Genomic DNA, 19,865 nt, shown 5'->3' with positions numbered 1-19,865 from the left:
GGCGCTCCTTCTTTCGTGCAGGGACTCAGCCCTTGCCGAAGAGCTTCTGGATCTCGGCCAGGTCGGCCTCGGTCGGCGCGCCCTTGGCTCCGCTCAGACCGAAGCCCGAGCCGGTGGCCGGAGCACTCGAGGTGGCGAGACCCGCGTTCTCGGCGGCGCGCTTGGCCGGGTTGCCAGAACGCGAAGCGCCCTTGCCCTTGGTGCCCTTCTTGCCTCGTTTGGCCGACGCGCCGGGCTTGCCCATCGGGCCCATGCCGGGGATCTGCGGGGTGCCGCCACGGGCGACGGTCTTCATCATCTTCGCGGCCTGCTCGAAGCGTTGCACGAGCTGATTGACGTCGGTGACCGTCATTCCCGAGCCTTTCGCGATGCGCAGTCGGCGTGAGCCGTTGAGGATCTTGGTGTTGCGGCGCTCGGCCGGGGTCATCGAGCGGATGATGGCTTCCGTGCGGTCGATCTCGCGCTCGTCGAAGTTGTCGAGCTGCTGCTTCATCTGGCCCATGCCCGGCAGCATGCCGAGCATTTTCTTCATCGAGCCCATCTTGCGCATCTGCTGCATCTGGTCGAGGAAGTCCTCGAGCGTGAAGGCTTCGTTGGCGAGCTTCTCGGCCATCTTCATGGCCTCTTCCTCGTCGAAGGCCGCCTGGGCCTGCTCGATGAGGGTCAGAATGTCGCCGAGGTCGAGGATGCGGCTCGCCATACGGTCGGGATGGAAGGGCTCGAGGTCCTCGAGGTTCTCGCCGGTGGAGGCGAAGATGATCGGGCGGCCTGTGACGGATGCCACCGACAGCGCCGCACCACCGCGGGCATCACCGTCGAGCTTGGACAGCACGACTCCCGTGAAGTCGACGCCCTCCTGGAACGCCTTGGCCGTGTTGACGGCATCCTGTCCGATCATCGCGTCGATGACGAACAGCACCTCGTCGGGGTCGGTGGCCTTGCGGATGTCGGACGCCTGCTTCATGAGCTCGGCGTCGACGCCCAGTCGACCGGCGGTGTCGATGATGACCACGTCGTGCTGCTGGCGGCGGGCGAAGTCCACGCCGGCCCTCGAGACCTTCACCGGATCGCCGACGCCGTTGCCGGGCTCGGGTGCGAAGATCGTGGCGCCGGCGCGCTCGGCGACGACCTGCAGCTGGGTGACGGCGTTCGGACGCTGCAGGTCGGCGGCGACCAGCAGCGGCGTGTGCCCCTCGCCCTGCAGCTGGCGGGCCAGCTTGCCCGCGAATGTGGTCTTGCCGGATCCCTGCAGGCCGGCGAGCATGATCACGGTCGGCGGTGTCTTGGCGAACTCCAGGCGCCGCTGCTCGCCGCCGAGGATCGCGATGAGCTCCTCGTTGACGATCTGCACGACCTGCTGGGCCGGGTTCAGCGCCTTGTTGACCTCGTCGCCCAGCGCGCGTTCGCGCACCTTCGCGGTGAAATCCTTGACGACCGGGAGAGCCACGTCGGCGTCGAGCAGAGCGCGACGGATCTCGCGGACGGTGCCGTCGACGTCGGCCGGGCTCAGCTTTCCCTTCGTGCGCAGATTGCGGAAGGTCTCGGTGAGCCGATCGGAGAGCGTGCCAAATGTAGCCATGGTGCCTCGATTCTACGGGAGCGAAGCCTCCACTCCGAGCACCGCCCGCAGCTGCTCCGCTCAGCCCCAGGGCAGATCGTGGATGCTGCGCAGCGCCTGATCGAACTGCGCCTCCAGCGACGCCTGTCCGGCGCCGTGCTCAGCCCACACCCGCAGAGACGACAGCACGGCCGTCGCGAGAGCCGCGCCCAGGATGTCGGCGCGGATCTCATCGATCCCCGCGCTGCGGGCGGCGCCGGCCACGGCGGAGGCGATGCGCGCATGGCGCAGCCCGGTGTCGCGCAGCAGCTCCTGCTCCAACCCCATCACCGCGGCATTGCGCAGCGCGAGCGCCAGTGGATCTGGCGCAAAGCCGTGCACGATGGGCTCCACCGCCGCGCGCACGGACGGACCGTCGGCATCCCGCCCGAGGGCTGCCAGCGCGACCGAGGCCGCTGCGATCCTGGCATCCAGCCCCGACCACAGCACGTCGCTCTTGGACGCGAAGTAGTTGAAGAAGCTCGACCGGCTCACACCGGCGCGCTGCGCGATGTCCACGACCGAGGTCGCCTCGTAGCCCTTCTCCAGGAACAGCTCGCAGGCTGCTTCGGCCAGTGTCTCCCGCGATGAGGCGCGAGGCCTGCCTGCACGGGATTCGGATGCCATGCCGCCAGCGTACCGGCATGGCCTCGCGCCTTCACCGACGAAGGGCGTATGCTGAACCCCGCGGCATTCTTGCACCGCATCCAACAACCTGGGGAGAGCGCACATGCTCGACATCCGCATCGCCGGACTCGCACCGGACTTCGTGCCCTACATGGACGGGTGGGAACTGCAGCGCAGCATCCACCGCGAGGTCGTGTCGGGCGACCGACCCGACACCCTCCTCCTGCTCGAGCACGAGGCCGTCTACACCGCAGGCAAGCGCACCGAGCCGCAGGAGCGGCCGCAGGACGGCACGCCCGTCGTCGACGTGGACCGCGGCGGCAAGATCACCTGGCACGGGCCGGGGCAGCTGGTCGGCTATCCGATCGTGCGTCTGCCGGAGCCGATGGACGTGGTCGCACACGTGCGCCGGCTGGAGCGCCTGCTGATCGGCATCCTGAAGCCGCTCGGCGTCGACGGCTACCAGGTCGCCGGCCGGAGCGGCGTGTGGGTGCGCCGCCCGCTGTCCGAGGACAAGATCGCCGCGATCGGCGTGCGGGTGCAGCAGGGCGTGACCATGCACGGCTTCGCGCTGAACTGCGACAACACACTGGCGGGCTTCGGCGGCATCATCCCCTGCGGCATCACGGATGCCGGCGTCACCACCATCAGCGAGGTCATCGGGGCCGACGTGTCCCCCGACGACATGGTCAAGGCCGTCTCCGACGCCTTCGCCGCCGAGTACGCCACGGAAGGAGCCCTGGCATGAGCGCCGCGCACCCCGACGGACGCAAGCTGCTGCGCCTGGAGGTCCGCAACGCGGAGACCCCCATCGAGCGCAAGCCGGAGTGGATCAAGACCAAGGCGAAGATGGGCCCGGAGTACCGCGCCCTGCACTCGCTGGTGAAGGACGAGGGCCTGCACACCGTGTGCCAGGAGGCCGGCTGCCCCAACATCTACGAGTGCTGGGAGGACAAGGAGGCCACCTTCCTGATCGGCGGCTCGCAGTGCACGCGCCGTTGCGACTTCTGCCAGATCGACACCGGCAAGCCCGCCGCCTACGACACCGACGAGCCGCGCCGCGTGGCCGAGAGCGTGCAGCGCATGGGCCTGCGGTACGCGACCGTCACCAGCGTCGCCCGCGACGACCTGCCCGACACGGGCGCGTGGCTGAACGCCGAGACCGTGCGTCAGATCCACGCGAAGAACCCCAACACGGGCGTGGAGCTGCTGGCCAACGACCACAGCGGCAAGCCGGAGTTCCTGGGCCAGATCTTCGAGGCGCGCCCCGAGGTGTTCGCGCACAACGTCGAGACCGTGCCCCGCATCTTCCGCCGCATCCGTCCGGCGTTCACCTACGAGCGCTCGCTGGGCGTCATCACGCAGGGACACGAGGCGGGGCTCATCACCAAGTCCAACCTCATCCTCGGCATGGGCGAGGAGCCCGAGGAGGTCGTGCAGGCGCTGCGGGACCTGCACGACGCCGGCTGCGACATCATCACCATCACGCAGTACCTGCGCCCGACGCCCCGGCACCACCCGGTGGATCGCTGGGTCAAGCCCAGCGAGTTCGTCGAGTTCAAGGAGGAGGCCGAGCGCATCGGATTCCTCGGCGTGCTGGCGGGCCCCCTGGTGCGGTCGTCGTACCGCGCCGGCCGGCTGTGGGCGCAGTCGATGATCTCCAAGGGCCGCGAGATCCCCGCACACCTCGCGCACATCGCCGAGGGCGCCGACAAGGGCTTCGCTCAGGCGGTGTGAGTTCGCGCCGGGGCATGGCGCTCGCACGGTGATCTCGTGCACAATCGGACTCACCGCGGGACACCGCGCAGTCTGGGGGCAGCCGTGGGAACGGACGAGGAGTACGCGAACATCTTCGCGCTGGCCAACGAGGATGCCGAGGATGCTCGCGCCTGGCTCTCCGCGGCGTTCATCGCGCAGCGCGGCGAGGGATCCGAGTACGCGCTGACCAGCGAGCAGCAGGAGGACATCCGGGAGGTCCTCAGCCTGGACTGGTGGCAGAGCGCCGTCGCCGACGGCGCGGACGACGGCCATGCTGCCCACGGAATCCGGCTGGGGAACCTGCTGCCCGCCGCCGTGCGAGCAGCATCCGCGTTCCCGCTCGGCGGCGTGGTGCTGGCGATGTACCTCAGGAATCTCGTGAACGAGGCCTGGGAGCTCAACTGGGACCATTCGCTGATCCGCGCCGCCGTCAACGCGGCCGTCGACACCGCGGATTCGCTGGCACCCGATGGCGCCGAAGCGGTCGCCTGGGATCTGCTGCGCTTCATGAACCAGGAGTTCGACGTCGAGACCGCTCTTCTCACCGGTGATCTGCGCGCCGTCGTCCTCGTGACGGCGGAGGCCGTGGCGCGGATCGCTGCGGTCCGGCAGTCCGCCGGCGACCTCCCCGCGCACCCGGGTCGGCTCCGGCTGATCGCCGAGACGCGCTCCGAGCACCGCTACTACCGGGCCATCCACGACATCGCGGTCGCGACCTCGGAGCTGCTCACCCGCCGCAGCACCCCCGCCGATGTGGACCTCGCCCGGATCACCACCCTGATCGACCGCGGCGGGTTCCGGCCCAATGACGCCAGCGAGCTGCGCGGCCATCTGGCCTCGCTGCAGGCCGTGCACGACGCCGCCGCACAGCCGTGGCTGCATGTGGACGAGGGCCGCATGCGCATCGTGTACGGGTTCGGCATCCTGCGCCCCGGAGCCGACGAGCTGTCCGCCGACCACGATGCCGTGCGCCTTCTCGCCGATGCCGGCGAGAAGCGCGGGCGGCTCGGCCCGCTGCGCGTGGCGAAGGTGCTGCGCCGGCTCACCCTGAGCGATGTCTGGCAGGGCTCGGACAGCCTCGGCCGCCGCTACCGCGGCTCGACCTTCCAGCTGGAGGACATGCTGCTCGCTGTTCCGGGGACGGATGCCGAGCCGCTGAGGATCCGCACCCGGGTCCAGCTCTCCGAACTGGGCAATCATGCCGTGCTGTTCGACGTCGACCTGGTGGATGCGCCCGCCTTCGAGGTCGCCAGGATCGTCAATCTTGCAACCCCGGTGTTCGGCGACCTCACCGAGATCCCGCAGGCGCTGCACCTGCATCCGCGCGCGGCCCCTGGCACGCACCTCTCGCGGCTGTCTGACGTGACCGCGGCCATCCTGGACGACCTGCGCGTGCTCCTGCAGCCGGGACTCGACCCCTCGGGTGACGCGCCCGACGCACCGGCGGATCCGATCTCCGCACGATCAGGCTCGTTCGGCGTGCACGTGACCATCGAACGCGCATCACGGGACGTCACAGGGGTGCGAACGTCGCTGCTGTCGGCCCGGGAGATCGCGGGCCTCTGGGGAGCTCAGCCTCTGCTGCATCCGCTCCCCGCGGGCGCCTCCGGCGTGGCGGACTGGGCGATGTACGACGTCGACGCGGTGCACCGCTTCGAACTGCTGCACCTCAACGACGAGCTGCTCGCCGCGAATTCGAACGTGACGCTGCTCGCCAGCTTCCGCTCCCCCGACTACGCGGTGAGCGAGATCGAGAGCTTCCTCACCTTCGCGCACAGCATGCACGGCATGTACGAGTCCTGGCAGGTGCGCGTGCGGGATCACGCCGAGCGCATCTCCGAACTGCTCACCGACGTGGAACGGCAGCTCGCAGCGGCGGACGCCTCGAACGCCGATGACGACTATGCGACGCAGCGAGAGGTGACCGATCAGCTCGGCGAGCTCATCCGAGTCATCGAGCGCGCCGAGCTGGAGCTGCAGTCCTTCGTGCAGTCCAAGCACGCCATCATGCTGTTCATCGAGGCACCCGCGATCGTGTCATCGCCGGCGCTGCGCGTGGACCTCGACACGGTGCTCGCCTCGAACCGCTACGACCTGCTCCGAGAAGGCTTCGAGCGGGCAGTGCGGGATGTGCTCGGCTCGCGCCTGCAGCCGCTGCTGGATGTCTGCCACCGCCGCCTCGGCCGCATCCTCGACGACAGGCAGGCCGAGCGCGAGCGTCGCACCGAGCGGGTCGAGCGCGTGCTCGGCGTCATCCTCGCCGTCATCGGCATCTCCGGCATAGCCTCACTGCTGCAGGAGGGACTCGACCTGCGGGGCGGCATCACGTGGTGGTTCGTCGTAGCGATCCTGACGATCGCCGTGTCGACCGGGGTGGTCATGCTCGTGATGTCGCGCCGTGCGGGCAGTCGCCATCACCAGCGGCACGGAGCCCGCCGATGATCTCGTTCGAGCCGTGCTCTGATGCACCGGTGCTGCGGGCCGTGCACCGATCCCTGATGGCGCCGTCGTTCCGACCGGGTGAGCTGGTGTCCGAAGACGATCTCATCACCCAGTTCGATCACGGTGCGCAAGCGGTGCTCGCGCACGATCAGGACGGTCCGATGCTGGGCGCCGCCATCATCGAGCATTACGGCGGTGCCGTGCTGCTGGAGTACCTGGTCACTGCTCCTGAAGCTCGCGGGCAGGGCGTCGGCTCCGGACTGATGTCCGCGGTCCTCTCCGGCTGCGGAGCATCGGCCACCGTGCTACTGGCGGAGTTCGACCGTCCGGACGTGCAGCCGGTGCATCCGGTGCACGGCGACCCCACGGCGCGGCTGCGCTTCTACGCGCGTTTCGGGGCGCTGGCGCTCGACCTGCCGTACTTCCAGCCGCCCGTGGCAGCGGGTGCGGACCGGGAGCACGGGATGCTTCTGGCGGTCTTCGACCAGGACGGAGCGATCTCCGATCGCGGTGCGCTGGATGCGCGTCAGCAGAGCGCCGTGCGGCACTACCTGGATGAGATCCTCGAGTCGGCGGACGACCCCGACGCACGCCGACTGCGCGCCGCCGCCGCGCGTGACCGGCTGCGCGCACTCGAACTGGACCGCTATCCCGAGATCGCGCGCTCCCCGCTCTGACCTCAGCCGCGCCGGAGGTCAGTCCGCGCTCATGACCGACAGCACCGAGCCGTCGGATCCGAGGTTGACCAGCAGCACGTCATCGGTGGCGTCCGCATCCAGCGCGTACTCCATGACGGCGAACGGATCGGTGCCGCCATGCTCGTCGGCGAGGATCGTCATGCTCATCAGGCTGAGCGAGCGGATGATGTCGACCGCGGCGTCGCCGCTGACATCGACCAGCACCTCTTCGAGTTCATCGCCGTAGGCCTCCTGCTGCTGCAGGATGTACTCCGTCACCTCGCTGGTGCGATCGTCGACCTCGGCCAGCATGGCGCGCCGCACCACGGCATCCAGATTCTCGATGCCGGAGATCAGCCCCGCCGCCACATCGAGTGCTTCCTGCGAGACGTCGTCCTGGTCGGGAGCCGTGAGGTCCACGGTCAGGGACTGGTCGCCGAACTCGATCCGCTCACTCCAGAAGATGGCCCCGTCGGGTCCCGCGGAGAGGACTCCGAAGTAGTCGTGTTCGATCGCCATATCGCTATGAAACCAGCCTCTGCGCCCGTCCGGTAGTCCTACGCGCCGACCAGGGACTGCACGAACACGTGCGGCGTGAACCCGGTGAGATCGTCGATGCCCTCGCCCTGTCCGAGCAGCTTCACCGGGATGCCGGTGCGCTCCTGCACGGCCAGGATGAATCCGCCCTTCGCGGAGCCGTCGAGCTTGGTGATGACCAGTCCGGTTACGCCGGCGTGCTCGAGGAACGCCTCGGCCTGCAGCACGCCGTTCTGGCCCGTGGTGGCATCCAGCACCAGCAGCACCTCGCTGATCGGAGCGAGCTTCTCGACGACCCGACGCACCTTGGACAGCTCGTCCATCAGCCCGCCTTTGGTGTGCAGCCGGCCCGCCGTGTCGATGATCGCGATCTCAGTGCCGTGCTGCTGGGCGTACTCGACGGTCTGGTAGGCGACGGATGCCGGATCCTGCCCCTCGTGCTGGGGGCGGACGATGGCCGCTCCCCCGCGCTGCGCCCACGTGGCCAGCTGCTCGACCGCTGCGGCTCGGAACGTGTCGGCGCCGCCGACCACCACGCTGCGCTCGAACCCGCGCAGGAACTTGGTGAACTTGCCGATGGTGGTGGTCTTCCCCACCCCGTTCACACCGACGACCAGCACCACGGCCGGGCGCTCGGTGAGTTTGAGGGTGGTGTCGAACTTGGCGAATCGCTCCTCGAGGGTCTCGCGCAGCATGCGCTGCAGATCCTTCGGGTCGGTGGTGCGGTAGCGGTCGACCTTCTCGTGCAGCTCATCGATCAGCTGCTCGGTGATGTCCGGGCCGAAGTCCGCGGTGATCAGCGCGGTCTCCAGGTCGTCCCACGTCGTCTCGTCGATGGTGGGTTTGACGAACATGCCGCGCAGCGCGCGACCGAGGGACCAGGACTTCTCCGCCATGCCTCCAGCCTAGTTCGCCCGCCCTGAGCGATCGGATAGCGTGGCGCGTGGGAGTCCCGCCGGAATCGAGGCCGATCTCGTGACGAATCACTGACGGGCGCCGCGCTCCACGGCGTGTCGAGCTGCGACACGCCGGTCTCACGTCCGAGCGTCAGTGATCGGACACCGGTCCGGAACTGATCAGACGGATGCCCGGTCGCCGACGCGCTGGCCGACGACGGCGGAGACGCCGTCCTGGCGCATCGAGACCCCGTAGAGGGCGTCGGCGATCTCCATGGTGCGCTTCTGGTGCGTGATGACCAGCAGCTGGGAGTTCTCGCGCAGCTGTTCGAAGACCGTCAGCAGGCGGCCCAGGTTGGCGTCGTCGAGCGCGGCCTCCACCTCGTCGAGGATGTAGAAGGGGCTGGGGCGCGCCTTGAAGATCGCCACCAGCAGCGCCACCGCCGCCAGCGACCGCTCCCCGCCGGAGAGCAGCGAGAGCCGCTCGATCTTCTTGCCGACGGGGCGTACCGCCACTTCGATGCCGGTGGTGAGCATGTCGTCGGGGTTCGTCAGCGAGATGCTTCCCGATCCGCCGGGGAAGAGCAGCGGGAACACCTCGCCGAAGGCCTGCCTGGTGTCCTCGAACGCCTCCGCGAAGATCACCTGCATCCGCTCGTCGAGGTCGGTGATGATGGCCAGCAGGTCCTGCCTGGTCTTGGTGAGATCCGCCAACTGCTCGGTGAGGAAGGCGTGCCGCTGCTCGAGCGCGGCGAACTCCTCCAGCGCCAGCGGGTTGACCCGCCCCAGCTGCGCGAGCTTGCGCTCGGCATCCTTCAGCCGTCGCTCCTGGATGCGGCGGTCGAACGGGATGGCGGCATCCTCGTCCTGCTCCTCAGCACCAGGATCGCGGGGAACCGGCTGATCCGGTCCATATTCCGCAATGAGAATATCTTCATCCAGGGCGAGCTCGGATGCCACGCGCTCCAACAGGCCGGTCAGGTGCAGCTTCTTCTCGTGGATCTGCAGCTCGAGCCCGTGCACGCTCTCGGTCAGACCTGCCAGGCGTTCGCGCAGAGAGCCCTCCTGGGTGCGCAGCGCGGTGAGCTCCTCGTTGTGCGCCGAGCGCTCGGCCTCGGCTGCGGCCAGCGCGACGTGCGCCTCGGTGACCGAGCGCGAGACCGAGTCCAGCACGCGCGGGACCTCCTCGGCGACGGCGGATGCGGCCTCTCGCTGCGCCCGGCGGATGACGGCGCGCCTGGCGGCCTCGGCCGCCGCCTCGCGCTCCTGCTCGCGCTGGCGTTCGAGTCCGGCGACCCTGGCCTGCGCGGCGCGCACGCGCTCGCGGAGCGTCTCGACCTCCAGCCGCGCGCGCACCTCCGCCTCGCGGGCGGCCTCGAGCGTCTCCAGCAGTCCGTCCCGGGCGGACGCATCCAGCACCGGCCTCGGCTCCGACTCGGCGGCTTCCACCTCGGCCTTCGCGCGTGCGGCGCCGGCCTCGGCATCCGCCACGGTGCCCTGCACCTGTGCGAGCCCGGCCTCGAGCCGTTCACACTCGGCCACAGCGGCCTCGTGCTGCACGGTCACGCGGTTGGCCTGCTCGGCGTATGTCGCCAGCGCCGCATCATGCTCGCGCAGGGCGTGCAGCGCGTCCTTCGCCCGACGGCGCGCCTCCTCGACGGCTTCGGAGGATCCTTCGCGTTCGTCGCGCAACTCCGCGACGGCCACCTGCACCTCGACCAGGCGCTCGGTGGCGGCATCCCGCTCCGCTGCCAGCTCCAGACGCGAGGTCTCCCCCGTCCCGGCGCGCATGGTGTGCGCGGTGATGACCTCACCGGTGCGCGTGACGATGGTCGTGCGGGTGTCTGAGAGCACGTCCAGCGCGGCTCGCGCCGCGCGAGCGGCGTCCAGGTCGTCGGCGATCAGCACCGACGACAGGATGCCGCGCACTCCCGCAGGCGCATCGACGACATCGGCCGCCGACACGGTTCCGGGCACCGACGAGACGGCGGAGACCTGCACGGCGCTCTCGGCGATGACGAAGTCCACGGCTCCGCGGGCGCCGCCCGAGGAGACCAGCGCGAAGGCGTCGTCGACGCCGTCGACCAGCACGCCCTCGGTCAGCGGCCCCAGCACGGAGGCGACGGCGGCCTCGTACCCGGTCTGCACCTGCACGGCATCGCCCACGAGCCCCTGCACCCCGGAAGCCCCGGATGCCACGATCTCCGCCGCCCCGCCCGACAGCGCCAGCGCGCTCCCGAGGGCCGCCGCCTTCGCCATCAGCGCATCCGCCTCGCGCTCGGCCTCGTGCAGCTTCTCGCGCAGCGCATCCCGCGCGGCTTCGGCAGCCGCGACCTGCTTCTGCGCCTGATCGTAGGCGGCGGTGTACTCCGCCGCCGAGCCGTCGGGAGCCTCGGCGTCTGCAAGGGCCTCCAGGGCCTCCGCTGCCTCGCGTCGGCGGATATGCGCGGCCTCGAGCGCGTTCTCCTGGCGCAGCACCGCGCCGCGGACGGCGGCGAGGGCGGATGCCGCGGCATCCGCGTTTCCGCGAAGGGCGGTCAGCCGCATGTCGTACTGCGAGACCAGCGCACTCTGCTCGGCGATGTCGACGTCGAGCGTGTCCAGTTCGGCGCGTGCATCGACCACGTCGCGGCTGGCGCGCGCCGCCGCATCCTGCGCATCTCCGAGGCCGTCGGAGATGCGGGTGATCTCGTCCTTCGCCTCGTCGATGGTGTCCTGGGTGACCGTGATCGCCGTGACCGTGTCCTCGTCGGCGCCCAGCAGTGCGAGGCGCTGGTTGGCGAGGGCGAACAGGCTCCGCATCCGCTCCTGTGCCTGTTCCAGCCCGAACGCGACGCGACGGGCCTCGTCGACGGCGGCGGAGTTCTGCTCGGCCTCCAGCCGCTGGATTCCGATGCGCACGGTGTCGAGCTGATCCGAAAGCACGATGCGCTCGGTGTGACGCTCCTGCTCGGTGCGGGTGTGATCGGCCAGCGCGGTGCGCAGCGCCACCACGTCGTCGGCGAAGATGCGCGCCTTGGCATCCCGCACGATGGCGGCGATCCCGGCGGCCTCGCGGGCGATCTCGGCCTGCCTGCCCAGGGGCTTCAGCTGACGGCGGATCTCCCCCGCCAGGTCGCTGAGCCGCGTGAGGTTGGTCTCCATCGCGTCGAGCTTGCGGAGGGTCTTCTCCTTGCGACGACGGTGCTTGAGGATGCCCGCCGCCTCCTCGATGAAGCCTCGGCGATCCTCGGGTGAGGCCTGCAGCACGGTGTCCAGCCGCCCCTGGCCGACGATCACGTGCATCTCGCGCCCGAGTCCGGAGTCGCTCAGCAGCTCCTGCACATCGAGCAGGCGACAGCTGGAGCCGTTGATCGCGTAGTCGCTGGAGCCGTTCCGGAACAGCGTGCGGCTGATCGTGACCTCGGCGTACTCGATGGGCAGCGCCCCGTCGCTGTTGTCGATGGTCAGCTGCACCTCGGCACGCCCCAGCGGGCCGCGCGTGGAGGTGCCGGCGAAGATGACGTCCTCCATCTTGCCGCCGCGCAGCGTCTTGGCGCCCTGCTCCCCCATCACCCACGCGAGCGCGTCGACGACGTTGGATTTGCCGGAGCCGTTGGGACCGACGATGCAGGTCACGCCGGGCTCGAACACGAACGAGGTCGGCTGCGCGAACGACTTGAATCCCTTGAGCGTCAGGCTCTTCAGATGCATGCGCGCACTCCTGGCACCAGGGGCGCATCATCGATCGGGGCGGGCACGCCCATACGCTACCGGAATCCCGCGCCACACCTGGGATACCGCGCTGCCGGCGCTGCATCCGCGGGACACGACACGCCGATGACACGCCCGGATGCTTGACATTCCTGGAAGCCAGCCACTAGCGTGACTCACCGATCACAAGAGAGGAGGTCACCGATGATGATCACGAACATCCCAGGCGGATTCATCGCTGCGGCGCACAAGCCCGGCACTTCGGTGGCCTTCGCACGCACGGTCTCATAGCACCGCTCCGTCTTCTCTCACGACACGTCTGACGCCCGCGTCCGGTCGTTGATCGTCGCCCCGCATTCCGCGGTCGGCCTCCCGCCCCATCAGGGCACCATCCGGCACGCTCGCCCGCGTGCCGCGGATGCTCCCCGCCACGCCTGCGCGTGCGGCTGCGGCATCCGCTCCGTTCCCGAGAACACCGATCAGAAAGCGCACACATCGTGAGCACCACTCTGCTGACCGACGACCGGCGGCACACCACGTCCATCCATCCACCGGATATCGAGGATCGTCAGATCCTCACCATCCCCGACCACACGGCACGGCGGCACCTCCCGCTCGCCGATCGGCTGAGCCTGCGTCTCGGGCTCTGGTTGCTCGAGCGCGGACTGCACACGCAGCGGCCGCGGACGCGGCACGCGTCCACCTACCGGCCGCTTCTCGCCCGAGAGCAGGCCATCAGCGAGCACGAGGCCATCACCCTGCTCGCCTACGACCTGCAGAGAGGACTGCGATGAGCACCACTGCCGCGACCGAGGCCGTGAGCCTGCCTGCAGGAGCCACCCTGCGTCCGCTCGAGCTTCCCGCCCGAGCGGACGCGGGGCCCACCCCGCTCATCCGCGAGTACGCCGACGTGCGCAACCGCTCCATCCTGGAGACCACCGGCCGCGACGACGACGCACTCGATGCCGAGCAGTTGCTGACGGTGCTGCGCTCCTCGGCGACCGCAGACCGCCGGCAGTGGGCCATCGAGCGCGACGGTCGAGTCATCGGCTGCGCGGCCCGCACGATCCCGCAGGACGACGGGGCCACGACGGCCATGGTCGTCATCGCGCTCCTGAAGTCCGCATGGGGCGCCGGCATCGGGTCGGCAGTCCATGCTCACGTCGAGACCGAGCTGCGCTCCCACGGCGTGCGCACGCTGCTGCACTGGGCCGAGCACCACGACGACGGCACGGGCGCCGCCCCCATCCCGTCGCCGATGGGCGTGGGCGAGGTTCCCGCGGACCGCACCGCCCGGTTCCTGCTGCGCCACGGCTATCGCGTGGAGCAGGTGGACCGCGGCAGCGAGTTCATATTCACTCCCGCGGGTCTCCGCGGCCTGGAGGCGCTGCGCGCCCGGGCCGCGGAGCTCGCCGCCGGATATCGGATCGTGCAGTGGATGCTGCCGACCCCCGCAGAGCGGGTGGACGGCTATGCATGGCTCAAGTCGCGGATGTCGACCGACGTGCCCGAGGGCGACCTGGATCTTCCCGTGGAGATCTGGGATGCCGCACGCGTGGCCGAGCAGGACGGCCGGTTCGCCGAGCGCGGCTGGTCCGTGCGGGTGACGGCGGCCGAGAGCGTGGACACCGGCGAACTGTGCGCCTTCAACGAGCTCGCGATCGGACCGGATCATGCCGGCACCGGGCACCAGTACGACACGCTCGTGCTGGCCGAGCACCGCGGCAACCGGCTCGGGATGCTCGTGAAGACCGCGGGCCTGCTGTCGTGGCATGAGCGGTTCCCCGCCTCCGGTCGCATCATCACGTACAACGCCGAGCAGAACCGGCCGATGCTCGACATCAACGAGGCCATCGGCTTCACGCCCTTCGCCTACGAGGGCGCCTGGAAGAAGGAGATCGCATGACGAGGACGCTCATGGGGCCGGTCATCACCGAGATGACCGTGCCCGCGCTGGTGGACAGCGTCGACGCCGCGGACTTCCACGCTGTCACCGGGCTGAACAACGCGGTGTGCCGCAGCGACACGGGCCTGGACGACTTCGCGTACACGCCTGAGCAGCTGCTGCCGATGTGGCAGGACCGCACGGACAGCATCAATCGCATCTTCATCGCGCGCATCCACGGCGAGATCGTCGGGGCAGTGCGCGTCCGCCACGCGCTGGCCGAGCCGACCAGTGCGGAGGTCGACATCATGGTGCTGCCGGAGCACTGGGGCCACGGCGTGGAGCAGGCGCTGTTGGATCACGCCGAGCAGGAGGTGCGCGCGCTGGGGCGTCGGGTGATGCAGGCGTGGACGCTGCACGAGACGGATCCGGGCGTCGATCCGCTGATGCCGAGGACCGGCTGGGGGTCGGTGTCGAACAGCCCGCATGCGCGACTGCTCGCAGAGAACGGTTTCGAGCTGGAGCAGGTGGAGCGCAGCAGTGCCTTCGATCTGCACGCCGATCTCGCGCCGATCAGCCGGATGCTGGCGGAGGCGCTGGCCATCGCCGGGGACGACTATCGCGTCGTGGAGTGGACGCTGCCGACGCCGCCGGAGTGGCGCGACGGGTATGCGTGGGCGCTGTCGCGGATGTCGACCGACGTGCCGAGCGGCGGTCTGGACGTGGACGAGGAGATCTGGGATGCCGACCGGATCTCCCGTCGCGACGCGCAGTTCGTCGACGGTGGGCAGACCGTGTCGGTCGTCGCCGTGCAGCACGTCCCCACCGGCGCGCTCGCCGCGTTCAACGAGCTGGTGATCGGCGCCGATCCCACCGGTGTCACGCACCAGTACTGCACGCTGGTGCTGCGCGAGCACCGCGGTCACCGCCTCGGCACGGTGGTGAAGTGCGCAGGAATCCTGCGCCAGCAGGAGATCGCACCGCGCTCGCCGAAGATCACCACGTTCAACGCCGAGGAGAACCGGCCGATGCTCGACATCAACGAGCGGATGGGCTTCGTGCCCCAGGCGTACAGCGGCGCCTGGCAGAAGCGGCTGGACTGATCAGCGACGAGGCGCCGGAGTGATGTCGAGGGTGGTGATGTCCGCGTTGCGATCGAGGTTCACGATCGTCCGTGCGGCATCCGCCACCTGCTCGGGCCGGATCCACGCCTCGCCGTCGTACGGCTGCCCCTCCCAGGCACGCAGCTGCTCCTGCATGGGAGTGGCGACCCGGCCGGGGTGGACCGAGGTGATGCGGATGCCGTGCGGCGACTCCTCCTGCCGGAGCGTGTCGGCGAAGGCGCGCAGCGCGAACTTGCTGGCGCTGTACGCCCCGCCGCCCGGCATCGTGCGGTGCCCGAGGCCGGAGTTGATGAGCAGCACCTGACCCGCCGCGCGACGCAGGGCGGGCAGCAGCGCCCGGGTCAGCTCGACGGGAGCCAGCACGTTGATCTCCAGGCTCTCCCGCCACTGCTCGGGAGTGAGCTCCTCGGTCGTCCCCATGTGCAGCACTCCGGCACTGTGCACGAGGACATCCAGAGTGGCGATGCCGGAAGCGAGCTCGGCGATCTGCGCCGCATCGCCGAGGTCGGCGACATGAACGGATGCCGAGGGCAGGGCTGCGGCGAGGTGCTCGAGCGGGTCGCGGCTGCGGCCGACGAGGTGGATGTGATGCGTGGGTGCGAGCGCTGTGGCGATGGCGCGGCCGATGCCTCCCGCAGCGCCCGTGATGAGTGCGTGCCGGGTCATCGCCCCAGCACCTCCGCGGTGCGCACGACGGTGGCGGATTCGCCGTGCAGACTCGTGGCGCCGACCGACGAGTTGCCGTCTCCATCGCGCATCGTCACGACGGCGAGGGTCGCGCCCGTCCGGCTGACGCGGGTCCCCTGCGACGTGATCCGCATGCCGAGGTGCTCGTAGAGGGCGATGTTGCCCGCCTCACCCGCGCGCACGGTGCAGGACAGGCCCTGCAGGCTCTCCGCCTGTGCCTGGGCGCGCAGCGCGCGGACGAGCTCTCTCGCCACGCCGTGCCCCCGGTGCGCAGGATCCACGGCCAGACGGCTGAAGTACAGCGTGCCGTCACCCGCCGGCGCATGCTTGACGGATGCGATGATCTCGCCGTGCTCACGCATCACGGCGATGCGCGTTCCCGCGGCGAGCTCCTCGCGCAGGGTCTGCGGGGTCTCCAGCATCGCACCGGACGTCTCGCCCTTCGCGGTGTACTCCGCGAAGGCGCGGTGCATCACGGAGACGATCTCGTCCGCGGCATCCGCCGTCGCGAAGATGTCGATTGCCAGGGGGATGCCGGACTTCTCGCTCACCGCACCAGCCTATGCGGACTGACCTGCGCGCCGGGCGCGGGAGAATGGATGCGATGCGCAGAGAACTCGTGACGATCGGCAGAGGGCTCACTGTGCTCCGCGATGGGCGGGGAATGCCGGAGTGGCAGCCGTCCGTGCTGCAGGCAGACGGTTCCCGGACGCTCGCATGGCCGAAGTACCCGCAGCCTGTGATGGTCGCGCTGATGGCGGCGCTCGAGGTCACCGGCTCCGACTTCGAGTATCTCGAGCACATCGAGGCCGTGCGCCGGACGCCGATCGCTTCTGCATCCTCGAGCGATCTCGCCACCTGGTTCACCTACCTGTTCCGCGGCGAGCGGTTCAGCGACGGACACATCGAAGGATTCATCCGGTCCGGCCAGCTGCAGGCGATGCTCGAACGGCTCCTCGAACTCAGCGCCGCCGCTGGCAGCGCGGGCAGTAGTGGCTCGAGCGGTTCATGAACGCCTCGCGGCGAATGGGGCCGCCGCACCGCGGGCAGGGCTCTCCCCCGCGACCGTAGGCGTTCAGGGAGTGCGCGAAGTAACCCGCCTGCCCGTTGACGTTGACGTACTGCGCGTCGAAGCTCGTGCCGCCTTCGGCCAGCGCCTTCTGCAGCACCAGCCGAACCTCGGCCAGGAGCCGGCGCACCGCCTGTGCGGACAGCGCACGGCCCTGGGTCTCGGGGTGGATGCGAGCGGCCCACAGCGACTCGTCGGCGTAGATGTTGCCGATGCCGCTGACCAGGGTCTGATCCAGCAGGATGCGCTTGATCGCGCTGGCGCGCCGGCGCACGGCCACCACGAACGCGGCGTCGTCGAACGCCGGGTCCAGGGCATCCCTCGCGATGTGCGCGACCTGCGAGGGCACGCGCGCCGCATCGGTGCCGAGCCCTGCCGGCGCGCCGTCCGGTGTGTCCTGCAGCTCGTCCAGGGCCAGTGACCCGAAGGTGCGCTGGTCGGCGAACACGATCGCCAACCGGCCGTGCTGCGGATGCTCGATGTGCAGCCGGATGCGCTCGTGGCGCTCGGCAGTGGCGTCCGGAGTTCGGAGCAGCAGCTGCCCGCTCATGCCGAGGTGTGCGACCACGGCATCCGCATCTCCGTCCAGCGGCAGCCAGAGGAACTTGCCGCGGCGCGCGGCCGCGGTGACCGTGCGGCCCTCCAGCCGAGCGACGAAGTCGCTCGCTCCCCGCGGATGCCGGGTGAGTGCGCGCTCGTCGAGCACGTCGACGGCCGTGACGAGCGCGCCGACCACGGCGGGCGCAAGACCCGCGCGGACGACCTCGACCTCGGGAAGCTCAGGCAACCGTGGTCTCGGCGGTGCGGTCGCTGAGCTCGCGGCAGGCCGTCAGAGCTGCCGCCATCTCGGAGGTCTTCTTGCTCGATCCCGTACCGGTGCTCGTGTAGTCGCCCACCGTGACGGTGGCTGTGAAGCTGCGGTTGTGATCCGGGCCCGACGAGGCGACCGAGTACACCGGTGCCGGCCTGCCCAGGCGTGCGGCCAGCTCCTGCAGGCTGGTCTTCGGGTCCATCGCCGCGCCATAGCGCTCGGGGTCGGCCAGCAGCGGTTCGGTCAGGCGCAGCACCAGTTCCTCCGCGGCATCCGGACCCGCCGACAGGTAGGTGGCGCCGAAGACGGCCTCCATGGTGTCGGCCAGGATCGAGTCCTTGTCGCGTCCGCCGGTCTGCTCCTCGCCGCGCCCCAGGCGCAGGAACGCGCCCAGTCCGATGCTGCGGGCGACCTCGGCCAGTGCGACCGTGGAGACGACGCTCGCGCGCCGCTTCGCCAGCTGGCCCTCGGGAAGATCGGGGTTGCCGGTGAACAGCATCACGGTGACCGCGATGCCCAGCACCGAGTCCCCGAGGAACTCGAGTCGTTCATTGTGCGGGATGCCGCCGTGCTCATACGCGTACGAGCGATGCGTCAGCGCTCGTTCAAGAAGCTGGGCGTCGATGTCGACGCCCAGCTTCTGAATGAGAGCCTGAGCTCCCGCGGAATCCTCCGCCATGATCATGCTGATCAGACGTCAGCGACCTTGCGGCCCTTGTACTCCAGGAACAGCTCGGTGCCCTGCGAGTCGGTGACGACCTTCGCCTGGTGCGGGCGGCTGTAGACGACCTTGCCGTTCTCGATGGTCTTCACCAGAGCGGGGGCTTCGGCCTTCCACTGCGCGCGACGGCTGCGGGTGTTGGAACGGGAGACCTTGCGCTTCGGGGGGTTACCGGCCATGACTAGCTCTCTTCTTTCTCGGCGCCGCGGCTTCCTGCCGGGGCGTCCTGGTCTGTGATCTGTCGGAGCGCACTCCATCGAGGATCGATAGGAGCGGGGCTCTCTGCGTCGGTGCTCACGGCCAGCTTCTCACCCGTGTTCGGATCGAGACCCGGGCAATCCGGCTGACACACCGGCTGGAACGGAAGCGACAATACAACCGCATCCCTGACCAGAGTTTCAAGATCCACGTGGTCGTCTTGAACTTCGAAGTCAGCTTCCTCGTCTCCAGGATACGCGAAAAGCTCCTGGAACTCGACTTCGACAGGCGCGGTGATGTCAGTGAGGCACCGTCCGCACACTCCGGCGTAGTCGGAATCCGCGGTTCCAGAGACCAGGATGCCCTCGTGCACCGACTCGAGACGCACGTCGAGGTCGACGGTCTCGCCGGCCTCGACGGCCACGATCCCCTCGCCCCACTTGTCTTCGAGGGTCACCGAGAAGCGGTGCTCGCGCATCTCGCCGGGCTGGCGGACGATGTCGCGGACAGGCAGCACGAATGGTCCGTTGACGCGGTTTCTCACCCCGCAATACTACCGGCACTCCGGCTGAGAGGCGCCGGAGCGGTGCGTCAGAGTCCGCGAGCGCCGGTGTCGAGGAAGGTCGCCACCACGGGCGGCACGAACGGCGTGACGTCTCCGCCGAGGGATGCCACCTGGCGCACAAGCGAGCTGGAGACCATCGCGTGCGCGGGGTCGGGCAGCAGGAACACCGTCTCGATGTCGGCGAGGTGGCGGTTCACGATGGCCATCGGCGACTCGTAGGCCACATCGACCTGAGAGCGGATGCCCTTGACGAGCACCCCGGCGTCGACATCGCGCGCGTAGTCGACGAGCAGGCCCATGCTCCAGGAGCCCACGATGATATGCCCCTCCACGCCGGCCTCAGCGATGGACTGCTCGAGCAGGCTCAACCGCTGGGCGATGGGCAGCATGGCCGCCTTGCCGGGGTTGTGCACCACCAGCACATGCAGTTCGTCGTACAGCCGCGCCGCACGACGGATCACATCGAGGTGACCGAGTGTGGGCGGGTCGAAGGAACCAGGGACGACGGCGATCCGGCTGTTCACTTCGACTCTCTCCGTTCGCTCAGTACAGGCACTTCGACTCTCTCCGTTCGCTCA

Annotated in this window: 20 protein-coding genes; 8 read left to right on the top strand and 12 right to left on the bottom strand. The window is 69.5% G+C overall.

Translation table 11 applies throughout. The features are described from left to right. Positions 1 to 25: 25 nt before the first annotated feature. Both ffh and Q0568_RS06875 read right to left on the bottom strand, forming a co-directional pair. On the bottom strand, positions 26 to 1,579 hold the full coding sequence (gene ffh / locus Q0568_RS06880) for a signal recognition particle protein (protein WP_298864354.1): 1,554 nt from the start codon (positions 1,577 to 1,579) through the stop codon (positions 26 to 28). 60 nt (positions 1,580 to 1,639) lie between these two features. Further along, on the bottom strand, positions 1,640 to 2,224 hold the full coding sequence (locus Q0568_RS06875) for a TetR/AcrR family transcriptional regulator (protein WP_298864349.1): 585 nt from the start codon (positions 2,222 to 2,224) through the stop codon (positions 1,640 to 1,642). A 103-nt stretch (positions 2,225 to 2,327) separates the two neighbouring features. Here Q0568_RS06875 and lipB point away from each other — a divergent pair, with 103 nt between their 5' ends. The 4 genes from lipB to Q0568_RS06855 all read left to right on the top strand — a co-directional run bounded on the left by lipB (position 2,328) and on the right by Q0568_RS06855 (position 7,101). Further along, positions 2,328 to 2,972 (top strand): lipoyl(octanoyl) transferase LipB, encoded by a 645-nt coding sequence (gene lipB, locus Q0568_RS06870; protein ID WP_298864346.1) that lies wholly within the window; start codon positions 2,328 to 2,330, stop codon positions 2,970 to 2,972. Continuing rightward, positions 2,969 to 3,961 (top strand): lipoyl synthase, encoded by a 993-nt coding sequence (gene lipA, locus Q0568_RS06865; protein WP_298864343.1) that lies wholly within the window; start codon positions 2,969 to 2,971, stop codon positions 3,959 to 3,961. The genes lipB and lipA overlap by 4 nt, the downstream gene beginning before the upstream one ends. A gap of 84 nt (positions 3,962 to 4,045) precedes the next feature. Next, positions 4,046 to 6,424: a hypothetical protein gene (locus Q0568_RS06860; RefSeq protein ID WP_298864340.1), complete on the top strand. Its 2,379-nt coding sequence runs from the start codon at positions 4,046 to 4,048 to the stop codon at positions 6,422 to 6,424. After that, complete coding sequence (locus Q0568_RS06855) at positions 6,421 to 7,101, top strand: GNAT family N-acetyltransferase (RefSeq protein ID WP_298864339.1); 681 nt, start codon at positions 6,421 to 6,423, stop codon at positions 7,099 to 7,101. Before Q0568_RS06860 ends, Q0568_RS06855 begins: the two co-directional genes overlap by 4 nt. 18 nt (positions 7,102 to 7,119) lie before the next feature. On the opposite strand, the gene Q0568_RS06850 is transcribed toward Q0568_RS06855, so the two are convergent. The 3 genes from Q0568_RS06850 to smc form a co-directional block, all read right to left on the bottom strand. After that, on the bottom strand, positions 7,120 to 7,620 hold the full coding sequence (locus Q0568_RS06850; protein ID WP_298864336.1) for a DUF2004 domain-containing protein: 501 nt from the start codon (positions 7,618 to 7,620) through the stop codon (positions 7,120 to 7,122). Between the two features lie 38 nt (positions 7,621 to 7,658). Further along, entirely contained in the window at positions 7,659 to 8,534 is an 876-nt protein-coding gene (ftsY, locus tag Q0568_RS06845) for a signal recognition particle-docking protein FtsY (protein WP_298864333.1), read from the bottom strand. A 180-nt stretch (positions 8,535 to 8,714) separates the two neighbouring features. Next, on the bottom strand, positions 8,715 to 12,227 hold the full coding sequence (gene smc, locus Q0568_RS06840; RefSeq protein WP_298864330.1) for a chromosome segregation protein SMC: 3,513 nt from the start codon (positions 12,225 to 12,227) through the stop codon (positions 8,715 to 8,717). A 497-nt stretch (positions 12,228 to 12,724) separates the two neighbouring features. On the opposite strand from smc, the gene Q0568_RS06835 reads away from it, so the two are divergent. From Q0568_RS06835 to Q0568_RS06825, 3 genes are read left to right on the top strand one after another with little or no spacing between them, the layout of a single operon-like run. Beyond that, positions 12,725 to 13,021, top strand: a complete 297-nt coding sequence (locus tag Q0568_RS06835; RefSeq protein WP_298864325.1) for a hypothetical protein — start codon at positions 12,725 to 12,727, stop codon at positions 13,019 to 13,021. Continuing rightward, positions 13,018 to 14,133: a GNAT family N-acetyltransferase gene (locus Q0568_RS06830; RefSeq protein WP_298864322.1), complete on the top strand. Its 1,116-nt coding sequence runs from the start codon at positions 13,018 to 13,020 to the stop codon at positions 14,131 to 14,133. The genes Q0568_RS06835 and Q0568_RS06830 overlap by 4 nt, the downstream gene beginning before the upstream one ends. Next, complete coding sequence (locus Q0568_RS06825) at positions 14,130 to 15,215, top strand: GNAT family N-acetyltransferase (RefSeq protein ID WP_298864316.1); 1,086 nt, start codon at positions 14,130 to 14,132, stop codon at positions 15,213 to 15,215. Before Q0568_RS06830 ends, Q0568_RS06825 begins: the two co-directional genes overlap by 4 nt. On the opposite strand, the gene Q0568_RS06820 is transcribed toward Q0568_RS06825, so the two are convergent. Together Q0568_RS06820 and Q0568_RS06815 are read right to left on the bottom strand one after the other, a co-directional pair. Then, on the bottom strand, positions 15,216 to 15,902 hold the full coding sequence (locus Q0568_RS06820) for an SDR family oxidoreductase (RefSeq protein ID WP_298864314.1): 687 nt from the start codon (positions 15,900 to 15,902) through the stop codon (positions 15,216 to 15,218). Then, positions 15,899 to 16,474 carry a GNAT family N-acetyltransferase gene (locus Q0568_RS06815; protein WP_298864311.1) on the bottom strand — a complete coding sequence of 192 codons (576 nt, stop codon included), beginning with the start codon at positions 16,472 to 16,474 and terminating at the stop codon, positions 15,899 to 15,901. The genes Q0568_RS06820 and Q0568_RS06815 overlap by 4 nt, the downstream gene beginning before the upstream one ends. Before the next feature lie 53 nt (positions 16,475 to 16,527). Between Q0568_RS06815 and Q0568_RS06810 the strand changes: the two genes are divergently transcribed. Then, a complete protein-coding gene (locus tag Q0568_RS06810; protein WP_298864308.1) occupies positions 16,528 to 16,935 on the top strand; it encodes a DUF6508 domain-containing protein in 408 nt (135 codons plus the stop codon). Here the strand turns inward: Q0568_RS06810 and mutM are convergent. The 5 genes from mutM to coaD all read right to left on the bottom strand — a co-directional run bounded on the left by mutM (position 16,886) and on the right by coaD (position 19,811). Beyond that, positions 16,886 to 17,779, bottom strand: coding sequence for a bifunctional DNA-formamidopyrimidine glycosylase/DNA-(apurinic or apyrimidinic site) lyase (gene mutM / locus Q0568_RS06805; RefSeq protein ID WP_298864305.1), 894 nt, complete (start codon positions 17,777 to 17,779; stop codon positions 16,886 to 16,888). The two genes, Q0568_RS06810 and mutM, sit on opposite strands and share 50 nt — an antisense overlap. Further along, positions 17,772 to 18,482 carry a ribonuclease III gene (gene rnc / locus Q0568_RS06800; protein WP_298865238.1) on the bottom strand — a complete coding sequence of 237 codons (711 nt, stop codon included), beginning with the start codon at positions 18,480 to 18,482 and terminating at the stop codon, positions 17,772 to 17,774. Before rnc ends, mutM begins: the two co-directional genes overlap by 8 nt. Before the next feature lie 11 nt (positions 18,483 to 18,493). Next, a complete protein-coding gene (rpmF, locus tag Q0568_RS06795) occupies positions 18,494 to 18,703 on the bottom strand; it encodes a 50S ribosomal protein L32 (protein WP_013586329.1) in 210 nt (69 codons plus the stop codon). Between the two features lie 2 nt (positions 18,704 to 18,705). Continuing rightward, the gene (locus Q0568_RS06790) at positions 18,706 to 19,200 is read right to left on the bottom strand and encodes a DUF177 domain-containing protein (RefSeq protein WP_298864302.1); all 495 of its coding nucleotides are present in this window, start codon (positions 19,198 to 19,200) and stop codon (positions 18,706 to 18,708) included. Positions 19,201 to 19,313: 113 nt separating this feature from the next. Further along, positions 19,314 to 19,811 carry a pantetheine-phosphate adenylyltransferase gene (gene coaD / locus Q0568_RS06785; protein ID WP_298864299.1) on the bottom strand — a complete coding sequence of 166 codons (498 nt, stop codon included), beginning with the start codon at positions 19,809 to 19,811 and terminating at the stop codon, positions 19,314 to 19,316. Between the last annotated feature and the right edge of the window lie 54 nt (positions 19,812 to 19,865).

It is taken from the genome of uncultured Microbacterium sp. (assembly GCF_937927635.1).
GTDB lineage: Bacteria > Actinomycetota > Actinomycetes > Actinomycetales > Microbacteriaceae > Microbacterium.
Note: the sequence above shows the minus strand (reverse complement) of the source record. Positions and strands in the feature narration are given on the sequence as shown.